The organism is Treponema sp. Marseille-Q4130, assembly GCF_014334325.1.
In the GTDB taxonomy this organism is placed as follows: Bacteria; Spirochaetota; Spirochaetia; order Treponematales; family Treponemataceae; genus Treponema_D.
This window is the reverse complement of record NZ_JACSET010000001.1, coordinates 230,037-246,148: the sequence shown is the minus strand read 5'-3', so window position 1 is coordinate 246,148 and position 16,112 is coordinate 230,037. Positions and strand designations below refer to the sequence as shown.

General features: G+C 50.3%; 9 protein-coding genes and 2 tRNA genes. 5 read left to right on the top strand and 6 right to left on the bottom strand.

Annotated features, from left to right (window positions below; all coding sequences use genetic code 11):
* Window positions 1–50: 50 nt before the first annotated feature.
* The 4 genes from H9I36_RS01010 to H9I36_RS00995 form a co-directional block, all read right to left on the bottom strand.
* Window positions 51–3,986 carry a histone H1-like repetitive region-containing protein gene (locus H9I36_RS01010; RefSeq protein ID WP_187383526.1) on the bottom strand — a complete coding sequence of 1,312 codons (3,936 nt, stop codon included), beginning with the start codon at window positions 3,984–3,986 and terminating at the stop codon, window positions 51–53.
* A 225-nt stretch (window positions 3,987–4,211) separates the two neighbouring features.
* Complete coding sequence (locus H9I36_RS01005; RefSeq protein ID WP_187383525.1) at window positions 4,212–5,282, bottom strand: ABC transporter ATP-binding protein; 1,071 nt, start codon at window positions 5,280–5,282, stop codon at window positions 4,212–4,214.
* A 78-nt stretch (window positions 5,283–5,360) separates the two neighbouring features.
* On the bottom strand, window positions 5,361–7,046 hold the full coding sequence (locus tag H9I36_RS01000) for an ABC transporter permease (protein WP_187383524.1): 1,686 nt from the start codon (window positions 7,044–7,046) through the stop codon (window positions 5,361–5,363).
* Window positions 7,047–7,126: 80 nt separating this feature from the next.
* Window positions 7,127–8,164, bottom strand: a complete 1,038-nt coding sequence (locus tag H9I36_RS00995; protein WP_187383523.1) for an ABC transporter substrate-binding protein — start codon at window positions 8,162–8,164, stop codon at window positions 7,127–7,129.
* 357 nt (window positions 8,165–8,521) lie between these two features.
* Here H9I36_RS00995 and H9I36_RS00990 point away from each other — a divergent pair, with 357 nt between their 5' ends.
* The 5 genes from H9I36_RS00990 (at window position 8,522) to H9I36_RS00970 (ending at window position 15,622) form a co-directional block, all read left to right on the top strand.
* On the top strand, window positions 8,522–9,217 hold the full coding sequence (locus H9I36_RS00990; protein WP_187383522.1) for a nucleotide exchange factor GrpE: 696 nt from the start codon (window positions 8,522–8,524) through the stop codon (window positions 9,215–9,217).
* Between the two features lie 16 nt (window positions 9,218–9,233).
* Entirely contained in the window at window positions 9,234–11,183 is a 1,950-nt protein-coding gene (dnaK, locus tag H9I36_RS00985; protein WP_187383521.1) for a molecular chaperone DnaK, read from the top strand.
* 219 nt (window positions 11,184–11,402) lie between these two features.
* A complete protein-coding gene (gene dnaJ / locus H9I36_RS00980; protein ID WP_187383520.1) occupies window positions 11,403–12,539 on the top strand; it encodes a molecular chaperone DnaJ in 1,137 nt (378 codons plus the stop codon).
* Window positions 12,540–12,634: 95 nt separating this feature from the next.
* Window positions 12,635–13,333 carry a UMP kinase gene (pyrH, locus tag H9I36_RS00975; protein WP_370586936.1) on the top strand — a complete coding sequence of 233 codons (699 nt, stop codon included), beginning with the start codon at window positions 12,635–12,637 and terminating at the stop codon, window positions 13,331–13,333.
* A 150-nt stretch (window positions 13,334–13,483) separates the two neighbouring features.
* Entirely contained in the window at window positions 13,484–15,622 is a 2,139-nt protein-coding gene (locus H9I36_RS00970) for a methyl-accepting chemotaxis protein (RefSeq protein ID WP_187383518.1), read from the top strand.
* Between the two features lie 188 nt (window positions 15,623–15,810).
* Here H9I36_RS00970 and H9I36_RS00965 read toward each other — a convergent pair.
* Window positions 15,811–15,884, bottom strand: a tRNA-Ile gene (locus H9I36_RS00965).
* A gap of 80 nt (window positions 15,885–15,964) precedes the next feature.
* Window positions 15,965–16,038 (bottom strand) — tRNA-Ala (locus H9I36_RS00960).
* Window positions 16,039–16,112: the final 74 nt, after the last annotated feature.

The window sequence follows — 16,112 nt, the reverse complement described above, 5'->3', positions numbered from 1 at the left end:
AAAGCGGCGTCCATGCACCGCTTTTATCACAAATAATTAATTGCTTTTGATTATTTTTTTTCGGCGGTTTTCTTTGCCGTCGTCTTTTTAGCAACGGTCTTCTTTGCCGGAGCTTTTTTTGCAGGTGTCTTTTTTACGGCAGTCTTTTTAGCGGTCGTTTTTTTCGCCGTCGTCTTGCTTGCGACGGTTTTTTTTGCTGCCGTCTTCTTTGCAACGGGTTTCTTTACCGTTGTTTTCTTTGCGACGGTTTTGCTCGCAGCCGATTTTTTTGCGGGGGCCTTTTTTACTGCAGCCTTCTTTGTTGCAGTTTTCGCCGCCGGCTTTTTCGCCGTCGTTTTTTTAGCAACGGTCTTTTTTACCGCTGCTTTTTTTTCAGCCGGTTTTTTTGCTGTGGTTGTCTCCATAGTCAGCTCCTTGTGCTTCTTGCCGGATACTCCGGCGGTTGTTATCTTTGAAGCTTCTCTCTTCCCGACGGGAGGTAAAGCTTTAGAACCTTTTCCGGGTGCGAATTGATTAATAAATAATTCGCTCTTAAACGATGCGTTTATTTTAGCATCATTGAGAAGAAAATACAATGCACGAACAAAGTCTTTCTTCCCTTCCGGTGCATACAATGTTGCCGCAGCGGTAAAGTATATCAAGCTGCTGTCCGACAACTCTTTGTTAAACCACTGTATGCCGTTGAAGAAATTATTTCCCGAGAGCAGCGCCGCGTCTTCGCTTTGCACGAAAAGCGCTGCAAGCCCGTAAGCTGCTTTCTTCAAATTATTTAATAATACTGTTTTTTCGGCAAGAGGTGCAAGAGCAAAGACACGCATCAGCTGATGCCTATCGGGCGCGTTCGCACATCCCGTTCGTTTTATATGTTCGGCAAATTTCCGTGCGAAATTAAATCTTTTCGCGCATCCGCATGCGGCGAGTTCTCCGACCGATGCAAGACAAATTAATAATAACGGAATCGATTTTTCGACAGATGCCGCAAATGCGATAAAATCTCCGCCTGATTTAGATTTTAATAATTTTTCATAATCGTCTGAGTGCAGGTCGCAAAGAGCGGCATCCGTAAGGGACGACACAACGGCGGAAAACATTTTATTAAATTGTCGAAATTGTTTTTCAGGCGGCGCGACTTTAAAACCCGCGTCTTCGGCAAACCGTCGTGCTACGGCGTAGAATGCAAGCGCAGTTTCTTCGACTTCATCCATGAGCGACTGCACTTTATCTGCAAGTGCTTTTTTATCCAAGTACGGCCTGTCCGCAGAATACAGCAGCGATTCCGTTTTCGCAATCAAAAAAATCGCGAAGGCTTCGAGTGGCATATACAATTCCCAGTATTCGATCTCTTCCCAAAGCGTATCCAAATCTTCTGCGCCTCGACCTGCGAGTGCTTCACACAAAGTGCGGTATTTATGCGTGTCGGTGTCCTTAACTTGACGGATACCCGTATAGACCTGCGATTCGAATCCGTTCAGCGAAATAAACAATCCGTTTTCACGAATATCGCCGTTTTCGCGTATATAATAGAGCCCCAACCGCTGTTCATAGAAAATACAGTACGTATCGCGTTCGCCGCTGAGATGCAGTCCATCGACTATAGTCCGCGTTACAAGCTGTCTGTCGTTTTCGCCGCTTCCCGTTTTAACGGCATAGGGCACGGAATCTTTGATCCACCCTGCGGATCTCCCGTACGTATTGTTGTAGACGACGATCGAACATTCTCCGTCCGCACAGTTCGAATAGGCGAATACGTTTTCATCGACGCTGCCTTCGTTCCACAGATCGTAAAATAAAAAATTTTCGACGTCCGCAAAAAGGCGGCGCTTTTTCATAAGCGGGAAAATATCGCGACGATGACGCGCGACGAACCCTTCGTCGGGAACTTCATTCCGATATGCGCGCGTATATTCCATGCCGTACTTTTCTTCGAAACCTTCGATCTGGCCGTGTCCGAACATCGGAAGACCGGGCATCGTAACCATGAGCGTACACACGCCGAAGTATTTGTCGCCCTTACCGAACTGCGCGACGGCGGTTTCTTCGTCGGGATTGTTGACGAAGTTTACAAAGCGTTTGAGCACTTGCGGATCGAAACGCAACGTATTCTTTATCGTATCGCGGTATTTTTGATTTTCCTCTTTTTTGAGCATGTTCATAAACGCGCTGTTGTAGACACGGTGCATACCGAGCGTACGGACGAAGTAACCTTCCATCATCCAAAATGCTTCGGCGAGCAAGAGCGTGTCGGGAACTTCGGCTGCGATCCTGTCGACGACTTCTCTCCAAAATTCGTTCGGGATCGCCTGATTGAATTCTTCCGTCGAAAGAGAAGTTTCACTCCGCGTCGCGATGTCCCCTCCGTGCCCCGGCTCAGGGTACCACAGCCGTCTGATGTGTTTTTTTGCGAGCACCATCGCCGCATCGAATCTGATGATCGGAAAATTTTTCGCGACGTTGACGATCTCCTGCATCACTTCTTCTCGCGCAACAGGATTCAAAAAATCGATCTGTGCCGTATCGTTCCACGGAAGACCCGTGCCGTCGTTTCCGTGGTAGATATAGCGCACATCTCCGGTATAGTTGTCGACTCGCTTAAAGATGACGGCGCAGTCCGTTTTCGTATAATAGTGATCTTCGAGATAGATGCCGACCCGCCCGTCGCGCGAAAGATTTTCGCCGTTGAACGTGTAGTGCGGAAAGGGGCAATCCCTTCGCTGAATGAAGAGGTCGGGTTTTTCGACGACCCACTTCGAATCCATACCCGTGTGATTCGGCACCATGTCGGATGCGAGACGGATGCCGCGCTGCCATAGCCGTGTACGCAGGTTTATGAGCGCATCCCAGCCGCCGATATCGTGCGCGATTTCATAATCATAGAGGCTGTATGCGCTCGCTGCCGCATCCGCATTTCCGTTGATCTGCTTGATGCGCTTACTCGCATAACTCCGCTCCCATAAGCCGATGAGCCAGAGCCCCGTAAAGCCTTCGTCCCGAAGTGTGTCGAGCTCTTCGTTGGGGATTTCGTCGAGACGGGTAATCGCGCGGGAATATTTTTTTGAAAGCTGATCGAGCCACACGAGCACCATCTTTGCAATGAGCACGACGCGCGGCATCCAGGCGCTGTCCGCGCTGAAACGCTCGTATTCTTTTGTGAGATTTTCGTAGCTGTACGGCACCGCTTCGATCTCACCCCCGCCCTGCCACGCCGCTTTTTCTTCTTCCTGCATCGTATCGATGCCGGCGAGCAGGCGCTTGATCATATCCCCGAGCATCGTCCCCCAGTGCAGGCGGATGTAATCGAGCTGACCTTTGAGGCTTTCGGGACTGTAGACAACGGGTTCTTTCAGCATGGAAATGAGGTCGTGAGCGAAGGGACCGAACGGCGGAAGCAGAGCGAAATGCGTTTTTATACTTTCCCATGACTTCCCATACAACGGGTTTTGAGCGAGTTTCGCATCGTCAAACAAAATCGCGAATTTTTTAAATGCGGGATTTTCGTTTGCAAGGTGCAGGAGTATAAGTTCTTCAAGCGTCTGTTCACGATTTGTCCGCTCGCGATTCGCACCTTCGTCGAATGCGGTCTCGGAAAGATACTCTTCGGCGCTCACCGTACCGTTACGAACGGCCGCCGGCGGAAACTCGGCGATAAACGACAAGAGGAGAGCGTCCGTCTGTGCGACTCCGAATTCGTCATCGAGTTTTGCAAGGAGGGCGCTGAACGACTCCCCTGCCGCATCTCTTCGATACAGCATACACACGTAATGGAAGATTTCATCGATAAGACCCATCGCGTTGAGTTCGCCTGCCGACACGCGCTTTTCGTGTTCGTTTCGTTTATCGAAGTAGGCGTTCAGTTTTTCGGCAAAGGTGCGCACTTGATACAGGTCGGAGAAAATTACGTTGCCGGAAGAAGCGAACAGCGTTTCGTTGAAACGGCAGAGGTCTCTGACTTTTTTACTTACATGAAATTCATTATACGAAATTTTCACCGCATCTCCGTGTTCGCTTTATCGACGTACACTCGTAAATTATAACACGATATGAGAAAAAAAGGTGATTTTTTTATGAATTCTTTTTTAATCAACAAGTCCGACACAGTCTCGCAGCGAAGCTTCAAGCGGCGTCGGAATATTGAACCCTCCGCACGAATAAAACAAGCTGCGCGCGGAAAAACGGAAGCCGTAAAGCGCTCCGATACGGCTCCCGTCCTTTCATCACGTCAAAATTTTATATTGATCGTCTTTGCCGTCGTCGGCGTATACCAATTCATCCTGAATTTTCATATCGATCTTTTGACCGGCTGAAAGCGAATCGAAGCTGTGCGGATCTGCGATGATGCGAAGCGAAACGCCGCCCAAGTCGACGCGGCAGTCGTTTTCATCTCCGAGATAGTACATATTTTGAATCGTGCCGGTGAGATCTCCTCCCGACGGAACGATCTTTACATTTTCCGGACGCAGCGTCAGCACGACGTTTCCCGAAAGATTTCCCGAATACGGCACGCTTTGATTCGTTCCTGCAATCGAAATGCGGCCGTCGGACGCCGTCCCCTTGAGGAAGTTCGCTTTTCCGACAAAGTTTGCGACGAATTGATTGACGGGATTGCGGTAGATTTCGAGCGGAGAACCGACTTGCTGTACGACGCCGTTGTTTATTAAAAACACGCGGTCGCTCATCGTCATCGCTTCGACTTGATCGTGCGTGACATAGACGACGGTGATGCCGAGCTTTTTTTGAATATCTTTGATTTCGAAGCGCATACTTTCCCGCAGCTTGGCGTCGAGGTTTGAAAGCGGTTCGTCGAGGAGGAGCAGTTTCGGCTCGGCGACGAGGGCTCTTCCGAGCGCTACGCGCTGCTGCTGACCGCCTGAAAGCTGGGACGGCATACGTTTTTCGTATTGACTCAAATGCACGATTTCGAGGATCGCACCGACGCGCTTTTTGATTTCGTCTTTTTTCAGCTTTTGAATTTTCAGCGGATAAGCGACGTTGTCGAACACGTTCATGTGCGGCCACACCGCGTAGGTTTGAAAGACCATGCCGATGCCGCGCTTTTCCGGCGGCACGAAAGTCGTATCGTCCGACACGATTTTTCCGGCGATCGAAATCGAACCGGTCGAAGGTTTTCTGAAGCCCGCTATCATACGCAAAAGCGTCGTTTTGCCGCAGCCGGAAGGGCCGAGCAGCGTTATGAACTCTCCGTCTTTTATCTCCGCGTTGAACGTATCGATGACCGTTTCATCGTCGTATACTTTCGTTACGTTTTTAATACTCACCGTTGACATAATTTCTCCTAAACTATCCTAACTTATAAATAAAAATTTCGCAGGGCTTGCGGCGACCTGCGCCCCGCGCGCTCGAAGCTAAATCGAAAATTTGCCCTTTGTCAATTTATTCAGCACCGTATTCATGATGATGACGATCGCGAGGATCGCCGTTGCAAGTGCGGATGCCGTCTGCTGACTGTGGAAAGTCTGATACGTAAACAATTCCACGCCGAGCGTTTTCGTACTGTTCGAATACAAAAGCGTCGACATCGTCAGCTCGTAAAAGCACGGCATAAAGATGAGAAACCAGCCGGCGACGACCGAAGGGCTTATAAGCGGCAGCACGATGTCTTTTAAGCGCTGCACCCAGCCCGCGCCCGCAATTTGAGCGGCGCTTTCGAGCGACGGGCTTATCTGCGTAAAAGCCGATACGACGGTACGCATACCCATCATCATGTATTTGATCATGTACGCAATAACCATGATGCCTATCGTATTGTAGATGTTGATGCGGAATTTGCCGGTCATCGTCATGATGAGCGCAAGGGCGATGACGACGCTCGGAGTGCCGCTTCCGACCGTTATTAAAAAGTCCGGAATTTCGCGTCCCTTCGCTTCGGTGCGTTTTAAAAGCCACGCCATAACGACGCTGACGAGCATACCGAAAGTTGCGGCAAGGAAAGCATAAGTGATGCTGTTTTTAAACGAATTTAAAATCGACTTGCGCGAAAAGATGATTTTCCAATAACGCCACGTGATATTGTTTTCGGCGAACACGTCTTTGCCCATGTTCATCGTAACCGACGTGGAAATGACCGTCCAAAACGGAATGACGACGACGAGGATCGCAAAGAGTACGACGAGGATCGTAACGGGTATTCTCCATCTTCCCAAATCGACGATGGACGGATGCGTCGATTTTCCCGATACGGTGATGTACTCTTTTTTTCCGACGATGAAATTCGACACGTACAAAATTATCAATGCGACCGCCATGAGAAAGACGGCAAGGCAGGTCGCATGCGTGAGTCCTTCATCGTTTCCGATCTGCACATAATCGATGATGCGCGTCGTCACCGTATATATCTGACCCGGCGCTCCGATGATCGACGGAATGCCGTAGCACGAAGCGGCTGCGACGAATACGAGCAAAGCTGCGGCGATGAGGCTCGGAAGCGCGAGCGGAATCGTAACGGTAAAAAGCGTTTTCATCGGAGAGGCTCCCGATATGCGGGACGCTTCTTCGAGCGACGGATCCATTTTTTCCATAGCGCGCGAAATCGTGATAAACGCATAAGGATAATAAAATGTCGTCAACACCCATACCATGCCGCCGACCGTGTAGATATTGAACGGATTCTGCGACAGATGAAAAATCTTTGCGAGGGCGACGTTCATCGTGCCGACGGTCGGATTCAAAAGCCTGAGCCACGCCATCGCTCCGACATAGGGAGGCACCATATAGGTCATGACGAAGACGGTGCGGAATATTTTTTTACCGTAGAGATTCGTGCGGCCGACAAGCCACGCGAGCGGAAACGAAAGCAGTACGCCGAAGATCATCGTGAGCGTCGCTGCGACGAGCGTCGTCTTTAAGCAGGTCCAGTTGAGCGCGTATGAGTAGATGTTTTTAAATCCCTCGAGCGAAAAACGTCCGTTGATAAACATGGAGCGGACAAGCAGGTAGACAAGCGGCAGCACTTGGAAGATGATCAGGAATCCCACAATCAAAAAGATGATCACCCATTTGAAATCGAAATACAGTTTTTTTTGATTTTCCAATTTGTTTTCCTTTGGTTATTCTTTTACAAATAAAAGCGCGCACAAAGCATGCCGCTTCGTGCGCAGTTCGGAATCGATAATTATTTATTTTTTTTAATCGTGACGTGCTCTTCGAATGCCGTGCGGATCGAATCGCGCTCTTTGTAGCATTTTTCCCAATCGATCGGGATCGTCTTCGCGTACGCTTCTTTGTTCGGAATGGAATCGTAGGGAACGTAATCGACATCGCCCCTGACCGAATGCATCCAGCCGTCTACCATGCACTGCTGTCCGTCTTTACCGAGCAGCCAGTCGGTCACCGCTTCACACGCTTTGATGTTGTTGTTCGCACACCATTTTTCGTTGACCGTCATAACCGTCGACGGGATGCACAATACTCCGTCTTCGGGATAGATGACAGCAAGCTTCGAACCCTCTTCCTGCCGTTTTTTCAATACGGATTCTTCGAGTATCATGATCTCTTTGCATTCACCGGTTTCGAGCTTGGTGAGCGCGACGGAGCCGGATTCGATGGCGACGCGCTGTTTTCCGAGACCGACAAAATAATCTTCGCCGTATGCGTCGAGGAGACCGACGATCGAAGCCATAGCCGTGCCCGACGTGAGCGGGTTCGACATGGAACTGTAGCCGGTAAGGCGCGGATCGAGCGCGAAATCTTTGAGCGTCGTCGGAATGTCGCTTGTAGAATATTTTTCGGGATTGTAGGCGAGAACCATCGTACAGATGCGTACGGGATACCATGCGCCCTCTTTATCGTATTCGAACGAAAGAGAAGCCGCTTCCGATGACACGTAATTGTGCAGCATACCGTTTTCTTTTAATTCGAGCGAATAGGCGGGTTCGGCGACCATCATCATATCGCAGCCGAGTTTGCCGCTGTCTTTTTCCGCAGCGATTTTAGCTTGGATTTTTCCGGTACCGCCGTAAAAGAATTCCACTTCGAGGTGCGGAAATTGCGCTTTGAGCTTTTGGCTGACCGCATCTATAACGTCTTCGTACATCGACGTATAGATAACGACTTTACCGGTTACGTCGCTTGCAGCTGCCTTTTTATCGGCTTTTTTACATCCGACGAAAACCAGCGCAAACAATACGAGTACCCCTGCCAACTTTTTCATAAAATCCTCCATAACATAAAAAAACCGAATTGACGACATATCGATGATTGAATATCCTTTCGGTTCAGATTAATACTTTGATTATATCACGATATTTTCAAAACGCAAGAAAAAAATTTATTCGTGCGAAGGATTTAACACCCCTACGCTGTGCCGCGCAACACGGATTGCCGCCGGATCCGTTTCAAAAGTCACTCGGTTTTTCGGCATCCCGTCGAAACGCCCTCCCCCTGGGTATAAATTTCTTGACGCTTACTCCGCTCCGTTAGTATTTTTATAGTATATAAGGATACATTATGAAAACCGGAGTTTTCGGACAGCTTTGTATTCTTCAGATATTTTTACAGGTGACAGTACATGGGTGAATCGGAAAAAGAAAAAACGGAAAACGGCACGCATGCCGGAATGCCGCCGACAGGTGAAGAGAAAGCAAACGGCGGAAAAGATGCAGCGGACTGCAAATCGGCTGAAAAGCCGGATACCTCTGCGCTCGAAAAATCGGGCGAAGCATCGGGGGAGGAGTCTTCAGGAGATACGGTTTCGGAGCTTCAAAAGCAGATCGACGCGCTCAAAAAAGAAAATGCCGATTTGAAAGATCAAGTGCTGCGCCGTGCGGCCGATTTCGACAATTACCGCAAGCGTATGCTGAAAGAAAAACAGGACGTATTCGACTACGCGAACGAAAATCTTTTGCACGATCTGCTCGACAGCCTCGACAATTTCGACCGTGCGACGGACGCTGCGTCGAGCGCTAAAGACGTAAAATCGATCGCCGACGGCGTAAAAATGATAAACGCATCGCTCGTCAAAATGCTCGAAGACAAATACAATCTGTCGAGCTACGGGGCACCCGGCGATGCGTTCAACCCCGACGAACACGAAGCGATCGGCAGTGTAGAGGGTGCTGTTGCCGAACCGGTTTTAAAAGAAGTATATTTAAAGGGATATAAGTTAAAAGACAGGATTATCAGACACGCAAAAGTTATGGTGACAATGCCCGACGGTTCGGTTCAATCGGACGAAAAAGCCGGACAGAAATCCGATTCGAAATAATTGAGGAGATATTGAAATGGGAAAAATTATCGGTATTGATTTAGGAACAACGAATTCATGCGTCGCCGTTATGGAAAACGGCGAACCGGTCGTCATTCAGAATTCGGAGGGCGGGAGAACGACTCCGTCCATCGTCGGCTTTACGTCGAAGGGCGACCGCATCGTCGGGCTTCCGGCAAAAAACCAAATGGTGACGAACCCGAAAAATACGGTGTATTCCATCAAGCGCCTCATCGGGCACCGCTTTTCCGAATTGAAGGGAGAAGCGACGAAGCTGCCGTACAAGGTTATCGACCACGGTGAAGACGTGAGAGTCGAAATCGAACAGAACGGCGAAAAAAAGCAGTACAGCCCGCAGGAGATCAGCGCTTTCATTTTGCAAAAGATGAAAAAGACGGCGGAGGATTATCTCGGTCAGCCGGTGACGGAAGCGGTCATCACGGTGCCCGCGTATTTCAACGACGCGCAGCGCCAGGCGACAAAGGATGCCGGCAAAATCGCAGGTCTTGACGTCAAGCGCATTATCAACGAACCGACTGCAGCTTCTCTCGCCTTCGGTTTCAATAAAGATTCGAGTAAAGAAAAGACGATCGCCGTCTACGATTTGGGCGGCGGTACTTTCGATATTTCCATCCTCGAGCTCGGTAACGGCGTCTTCGAAGTCAAATCGACGAACGGCAATACGCAGCTCGGCGGCGACGACTGGGACAGGCGAATCATCAACTGGCTTGTCGACGAGTTTAAAAAAGACACTGGCGGCATCGATCTGTCGAACGACGCTATGGCGATGCAGCGCTTGCGCGAAGCGGCGGAAAACGCGAAGATCCAGCTTTCGTCGCAGACGACGGCCGACATCAATCTGCCCTTTATCACCGCAGATGCCTCCGGTCCGAAGCACTTGCAAAAAACGCTGACGCGGGCGCAGTTTGAAGCGATGACGGCGGACTTGCTCGACGCGACGAAAGAGCCGTGCAAAAAAGCGATGAGCGATGCGGGCATTACGCCGGATAAAATCGACGAAGTCCTGCTCGTCGGCGGTTCGAGTCGTATGCCGAAAGTGCAGGAAGTCGTCAAAGCGATTTTCGGAAAAGAAGGCAACCGCTCGGTAAACCCCGATGAAGCGGTCGCGGTAGGCGCGGCGATCCAGGGCGGCGTTTTGGGCGGAGACGTAAAAGACGTGCTCCTCCTCGACGTAACGCCTCTTTCGCTCGGCATCGAAACGATGGGCGGTGTCTTTACGAAGCTCATTCCGCGCAATACGACGATCCCGACGAAAAAGAGCCAAATCTTTTCGACGGCGGCCGACGGACAGACGGCGGTATCGATTCACGTACTGCAGGGAGAGCGCGAGATGGCGGCGCAAAACCGCACGCTCGGCAATTTCGACCTCGTCGGCATCCCTGCCGCTCCGCGCGGAGTACCGCAGATCGAAGTCACTTTCGACATCGATGCGAACGGTATCGTCCATGTCAGCGCAAAGGATTTGGGTACGGGCAAAGAGCAGCACATCCAGATCACGTCTTCGAGCGGTTTGAGCGAAGAAGAGATCAACCGCATGGTAAAAGATGCGGAAGCGAACGCCGCGGCCGATAAAGCCAAACGCGAAAGCGTCGATGCGCGAAACGATGCGGACAGCCTTATCTACGCGACGGAAAAGACGCTGAAAGATTTGGGCGACAAAGTAAACGCTGCGGATAAACAGGCGATCGACGATGCCGTTGCGGCGCTGAAAAAAGCGCTCGAAGGCGACAACGTCGAAGAGATCAAGTCGAAAACGGAAGCGCTCAAGCAGGCGTCCTACAAGATCGCCGAAGAAGTGTACAAACAGCAGGCGTCTCAACAGCAGGGCGCGGGGGGCCAAGCCCAAAGCGGCGGTGCAGGCCACGATCAGGGCGCCTCGCAGTCCGGCGGTTTCGATAAAGGCAAAGCCGACGACGCCGAATACGAAGTGCACGACGACAAATAAAGCGCATACAGGGCTTCAGCGATTTTGCGAAGTCCGGTATGTTGCAACGGATATGAGTGCCGCAGGCGTTGTATCCGGCGGCTCCCGTAAGGCGTGAAAACACCTCCGTACGATTGCGTCGGAGGTGTTTTTTATGCTATAGTTTTTTTTAATAGGGCATCTCTGAAAATTGCAGTTTTCAGAGACGGTTTTGCCCAATATTGATTTTTGGCAGAAGATATGGCGGAAAAACGTGATTATTACGAAGTGCTCGGAGTCGAAAAAAGCGCTTCGCTCGACGAAATTAAAAAGGCGTACCGTAAACTTGCGATAAAATATCATCCCGACAGAAACCCGGGCGATAAAGCGGCCGAAGAAAAATTCAAAGAAGCGACGGAAGCCTACGAAGTGCTTTCCGACGACAAAAAGCGTCCCCTCTACGATCAATACGGTTTTGCAGGCGTCGACGGCGCGGCAGGCGGGGCGCAATATTCTCACGCGTTTCACGATTTCAGCGATCTTTTCGGCGGCATGGGCGGCGGATTCGGCGACATATTCGAAAACATCTTCGGCGGCGGATTTTCATCTTCGCAGAGATCTTCCGACGGGCATGCTCAGGGTGCGACGCTCCGCTACGATTTGGAAATATCATTTAAAGCTGCGGTATTCGGTACGAAAGCCGAAATCCGCTTTACGCATAACGAAGTCTGCGAGACCTGTCACGGCACGGGCGGCGCTGTCGGCTCAAGCCGCAAAACTTGTCCCTCGTGTCAGGGAACGGGTCAGATCAGGCGAAGTTCGGGATTTTTTGCAATGCAGCAAACCTGCCCGACCTGCCGCGGAACGGGAACGATCATCGACAAGCCGTGTTCCGTATGTCACGGGTCGGGCGTGCAGGAAAAAAATAAAATGATGACGCTGACGATTCCAGCAGGCGTCGACAACGGCAAGCGAATCGATATCCCCCATCAGGGAGATGCGGGACAAAACGGCGGACCGGCGGGGGACTTGATCGTCGTCATCCACGTCGCCGAAGACCGCTTTTTCGAGCGTTCGGGGCAGGATCTCTACTGCGCCGTCCCGATCACGATGGCACAGGCATCCCTCGGTGCCGAGATAACGATACCGCTCCTCGACGATAAGCGCGTGAGCGTTAAAGTGCCTGCGGGGACGTCGAACGGAAAACTTTTACGTATCAAAGGCGAAGGCGTACCGTACACGGGCACTTCCCGCCGCGGAGACCTCTACGTTAAAATCGTCGTGCAAGTGCCTTCCCGCTTGAGCGCACAGCAAAAGGCGCTTCTCGAACAATACCTCGCACTCGAAAATCCGACGACGTCTCCGGCTCTCATTCCGCTCGAATCGCTGAGTCGATAGCAGTTCGATTTCGTAAAGTGTGCGGTTTTCGAAAAGGATGAGTTTACACCCGACACCTTGCGTTTGCAATCGATTGGTTTTATAATGGCGCTATGATAACGAAAATCCTCTCCGTCGGCGGATCGATCATCGCCCCGGATAAACCTGATGTCGAATTCTTGAACAGTTTTATCGCAATGGCGCGCGCGTGGCTCGGTAAAGAGCAGGGACGACGCCTCATATTCGTTTCGGGAGGCGGCGCGCCCGCCCGCATCTATCAAAGCGCCTACAGAGACGTGCTCGAAAAATCGGTCGGAAAAATGCAGGACGATGCGGCCGACCGGATCGGTATCATGGCGACTAAGCTCAATGCCGAGCTTTTAAAAGCCTGCTGCGGAGAGCTGTGCCTCGACGATGTCGTCTCCGATCCGACGGCGGATATATCGTTCACCGGAAAAATTCTCGTCGCGTCGGGATGGAAGCCGGGCTTTTCGACGGATAACGATGCCGTACTGCTCGCCGAAAAATTCGGCGCGGACACGGTCGTCAATCTTTCGAATATCGAAAAAGTGTACACCGACGATCCTCGCACCAATCCCGATGCAAAGCCCATCGATACAATCTCATGGAAAGACTTCCGAAAAATCGTCGGCGATACGTGGACGCCGGGGAAAAACGTGCCTTTCGATCCGATCGCAAGCAAAAAAGCCGCTTCTCTTTCTTTGACGGTGATTTGCGCATCCGGAAAAAATATCGAAAATATAAAAAATATCCTCGACGGCAAAAGCTTTATCGGAACGAAGATTGCAGACTGAAACGGCGATCGTACGGAACAGCCGTGCCCGTCACGCTTGAAAACGGATACGTTTGCGCAAGTGGACGTAATTCGCTAAAATACATATACTGAACAAACAGAGTGAAAGGTCATTCCGACAGATATACGAAAAAAGGAGCCTCGCCGAATTATGGAAAAGAACGCCGCGCCCATTAAGACTGGGATAAACGATGCAACCGGGAAAAAGCTGTTTTCGATCCGTAAAAAATTAATTATTATTTTCGGCGGTCTGATCGCCCTAGCCATATTGATCGAAAGCGTTCTTGCGATTCATACCGCGCGTAAAGCGGTCATCGAAAAAGTAGAAGCGCATCTCACCGACAAAGCTATTGACACGACTGAAATCGTCGACGGCAGAATAAATGCTCTCTTCCAATTTCTCGAAGGCATAGCGCGCATACCCGCACTGTACGATTCTTCTTATTCATACGCGGAACGAGTCGCATTGTTAAAAAAAGAAGCGGCGCAAAACGCTTCCATCGTCGAACTCGATATAAGCGATCCGCGGGGAACGTTTTATTATGACGGCGGTACAGTCCAAGTAGCGGACAGGGTATGGTTTCAAAACGCGCTTTCGGGAAAAGATTTTATTTCCGAACCGTATATCGAACGGGCAAATCATACGCTCGTCATTACGGTTGCCGTTCCGATCTACGATGAAGGCGAAAACATCTGCGGCGTTTTGTCCGCCGACATTTCCGGTCTCCAACTGCGGGATAATATCAAAGATATCGTCATCGGACAAACGGGAAACTGTTACATCATCGGGTCAACGGGAACATCCATCGCAGACCAGGATGCCGAACTTGTAACGCAAATGTCCAACGCTTCCGAAGAGGCAAAAACCGATCCCTCACTGGTTTCCATCGGAACATTTGAATCCAAAGCCAGAGCTTCGACAGAACCTGTCATAGGTTCGTATACATACGAAGGCGTTTCAAAAGTCGCGGCATCCGCAAAGCTTCATGCAGCCGACTGGACGGTCGTTATCAACGCTCCGTATGAAGAATTTATGGGAGAAGTGAATGCATTGAGCCGTTGGATGCTCATCATCGGCATACTCATTTTAATTACGGTATTCGGTATTATTTATTTTATCGCTACGCAAATGGTTAAACCCGTTCGGCTCGCAGCGAACGCCCTGAAAGATATCGCACAAGGCGAAGGCGATTTGACTGTGCGCTTGCCGATAAGCGGCAACGACGAAGTGACGGACGTATGCAAATACTTTAACGAAACGATCGAAAAGATCGGTTCGTCCATACGTACCGTCGATACGAACAGCGATACGATGACCGATATCGGAAACGACCTCGCATCGAATATGACCGAAACCGCGAGCGCCGTTCACGAAATCAGCGCGAATATCGACGGCGTAAAACAACAGACGCTGACGCAAAGCGCAAGCGTTACCGAAACGGCGGCAACGATCGAAGAGATCATCCGGACGATAAGACAGCTGAACAGCAGCATCGAAGCACAGGCGGCGAGCGTTACTCAGTCTTCCGCATCGGTGGAAGAGATGGTTGCGAACATCGCCGCGATCGGACAAACGCTCGACAGAACCGATGAAGCCATAAAAAATCTTGCATCCGCAACCAGCGAGGGCAAAGGCACGCTCGTCACATCAAACGATATAGCGCAAAAAATCACAGAAGAATCGGGTTCACTCATGGAAGCGTCGAGCGTCATTCAGCATATTGCAAGTCAAACGAACCTGCTCGCCATGAACGCCGCCATCGAAGCGGCCCATGCGGGCGAAGCTGGAAGGGGCTTTGCCGTCGTCGCCGATGAAATCCGCAAACTTGCCGAAGATTCGGCGACTCAGGGAAAAGCGATAACGTCGACGCTGAAAACGCTCTCCGGAGAGATCGAAACGCTTTCGACGTCTTCCAAAACCGTCGAAGAAAAATTCAATGCGATTTTCAACTTAGCCGAACAGGTTAAAGACATGAGCGCCCGCCTCACCGAAGCGATGAAAGAACAGGAAAACGGCAGTAAAGAAGTGCTCGCGGCAATTAAAAAGATCAACTCGGTAACCATGGAAGTACAGTCCGGTTCCGAAGAGATGCTCAAAGGCGGCGAAGGCGTCGCACAGGAAATGCGTAAACTCGACGATTTGACGCGCATCATTACCGACAGCATGAACGAGATGGCCACGGGCGCCGTGGAAATCAATAAAGCCGTACAGGAAGTAAGTACGCTCACACAAAAGAACAAACAGAGTATCGACAATTTGGCGCGTGAAGTCGGGAAGTTTAAGATATAGGAACGTCCGCAAGGTGCGCACTAATTCAACATTCTCCAAAATTGATATTTTGTTCGACTGTTGAATTTCAATGAACGTTTGCTTTCCCGAAATTAATCAACAACCCCGACGCTCGCGTCGGGGTATTAAACCCTCCGCACGAATAAAAAAAGGATTTACAATCCGAAACGAATCGCAAATCCTTGAGGTGGGCCATGTTTGACTTGAACAAACGACCAAAGGATTATGAGTCCTCTGCTCTAACCGACTGAGCTAATGGCCCGAATTGCCAACAATACTATCACAAAGACCTAGTTTTAATCAATATATCAACAGGCAGGAAAGTCAGGTTTTACCTAAAATTGGAGATGATCGGACTTGAACCGACTACCTCTTGCATGCCATGCAAGCGCTCTAGCCAGGTGAGCTACACCCCCGTATTCTTTTTATGTACTATAACAAAATTTCGACCGTACTGTCAAGAATGCTGCAAGAGATTAGAGGCTTCCGG

Coding starts and splice junctions, on each gene's coding strand:
- H9I36_RS00995 (WP_187383523.1), bottom strand. CDS start 8,164: ATGAAAAAGTTGGCAGGGGTACTCGTATTGTTTGCGCTGGTTTTCGTC.
- H9I36_RS01005 (WP_187383525.1), bottom strand. CDS start 5,282: ATGTCAACGGTGAGTATTAAAAACGTAACGAAAGTATACGACGATGAA.
- dnaJ (WP_187383520.1), top strand. CDS start 11,403: ATGGCGGAAAAACGTGATTATTACGAAGTGCTCGGAGTCGAAAAAAGC.
- dnaK (WP_187383521.1), top strand. CDS start 9,234: ATGGGAAAAATTATCGGTATTGATTTAGGAACAACGAATTCATGCGTC.
- H9I36_RS00990 (WP_187383522.1), top strand. CDS start 8,522: ATGGGTGAATCGGAAAAAGAAAAAACGGAAAACGGCACGCATGCCGGA.
- H9I36_RS00970 (WP_187383518.1), top strand. CDS start 13,484: ATGGAAAAGAACGCCGCGCCCATTAAGACTGGGATAAACGATGCAACC.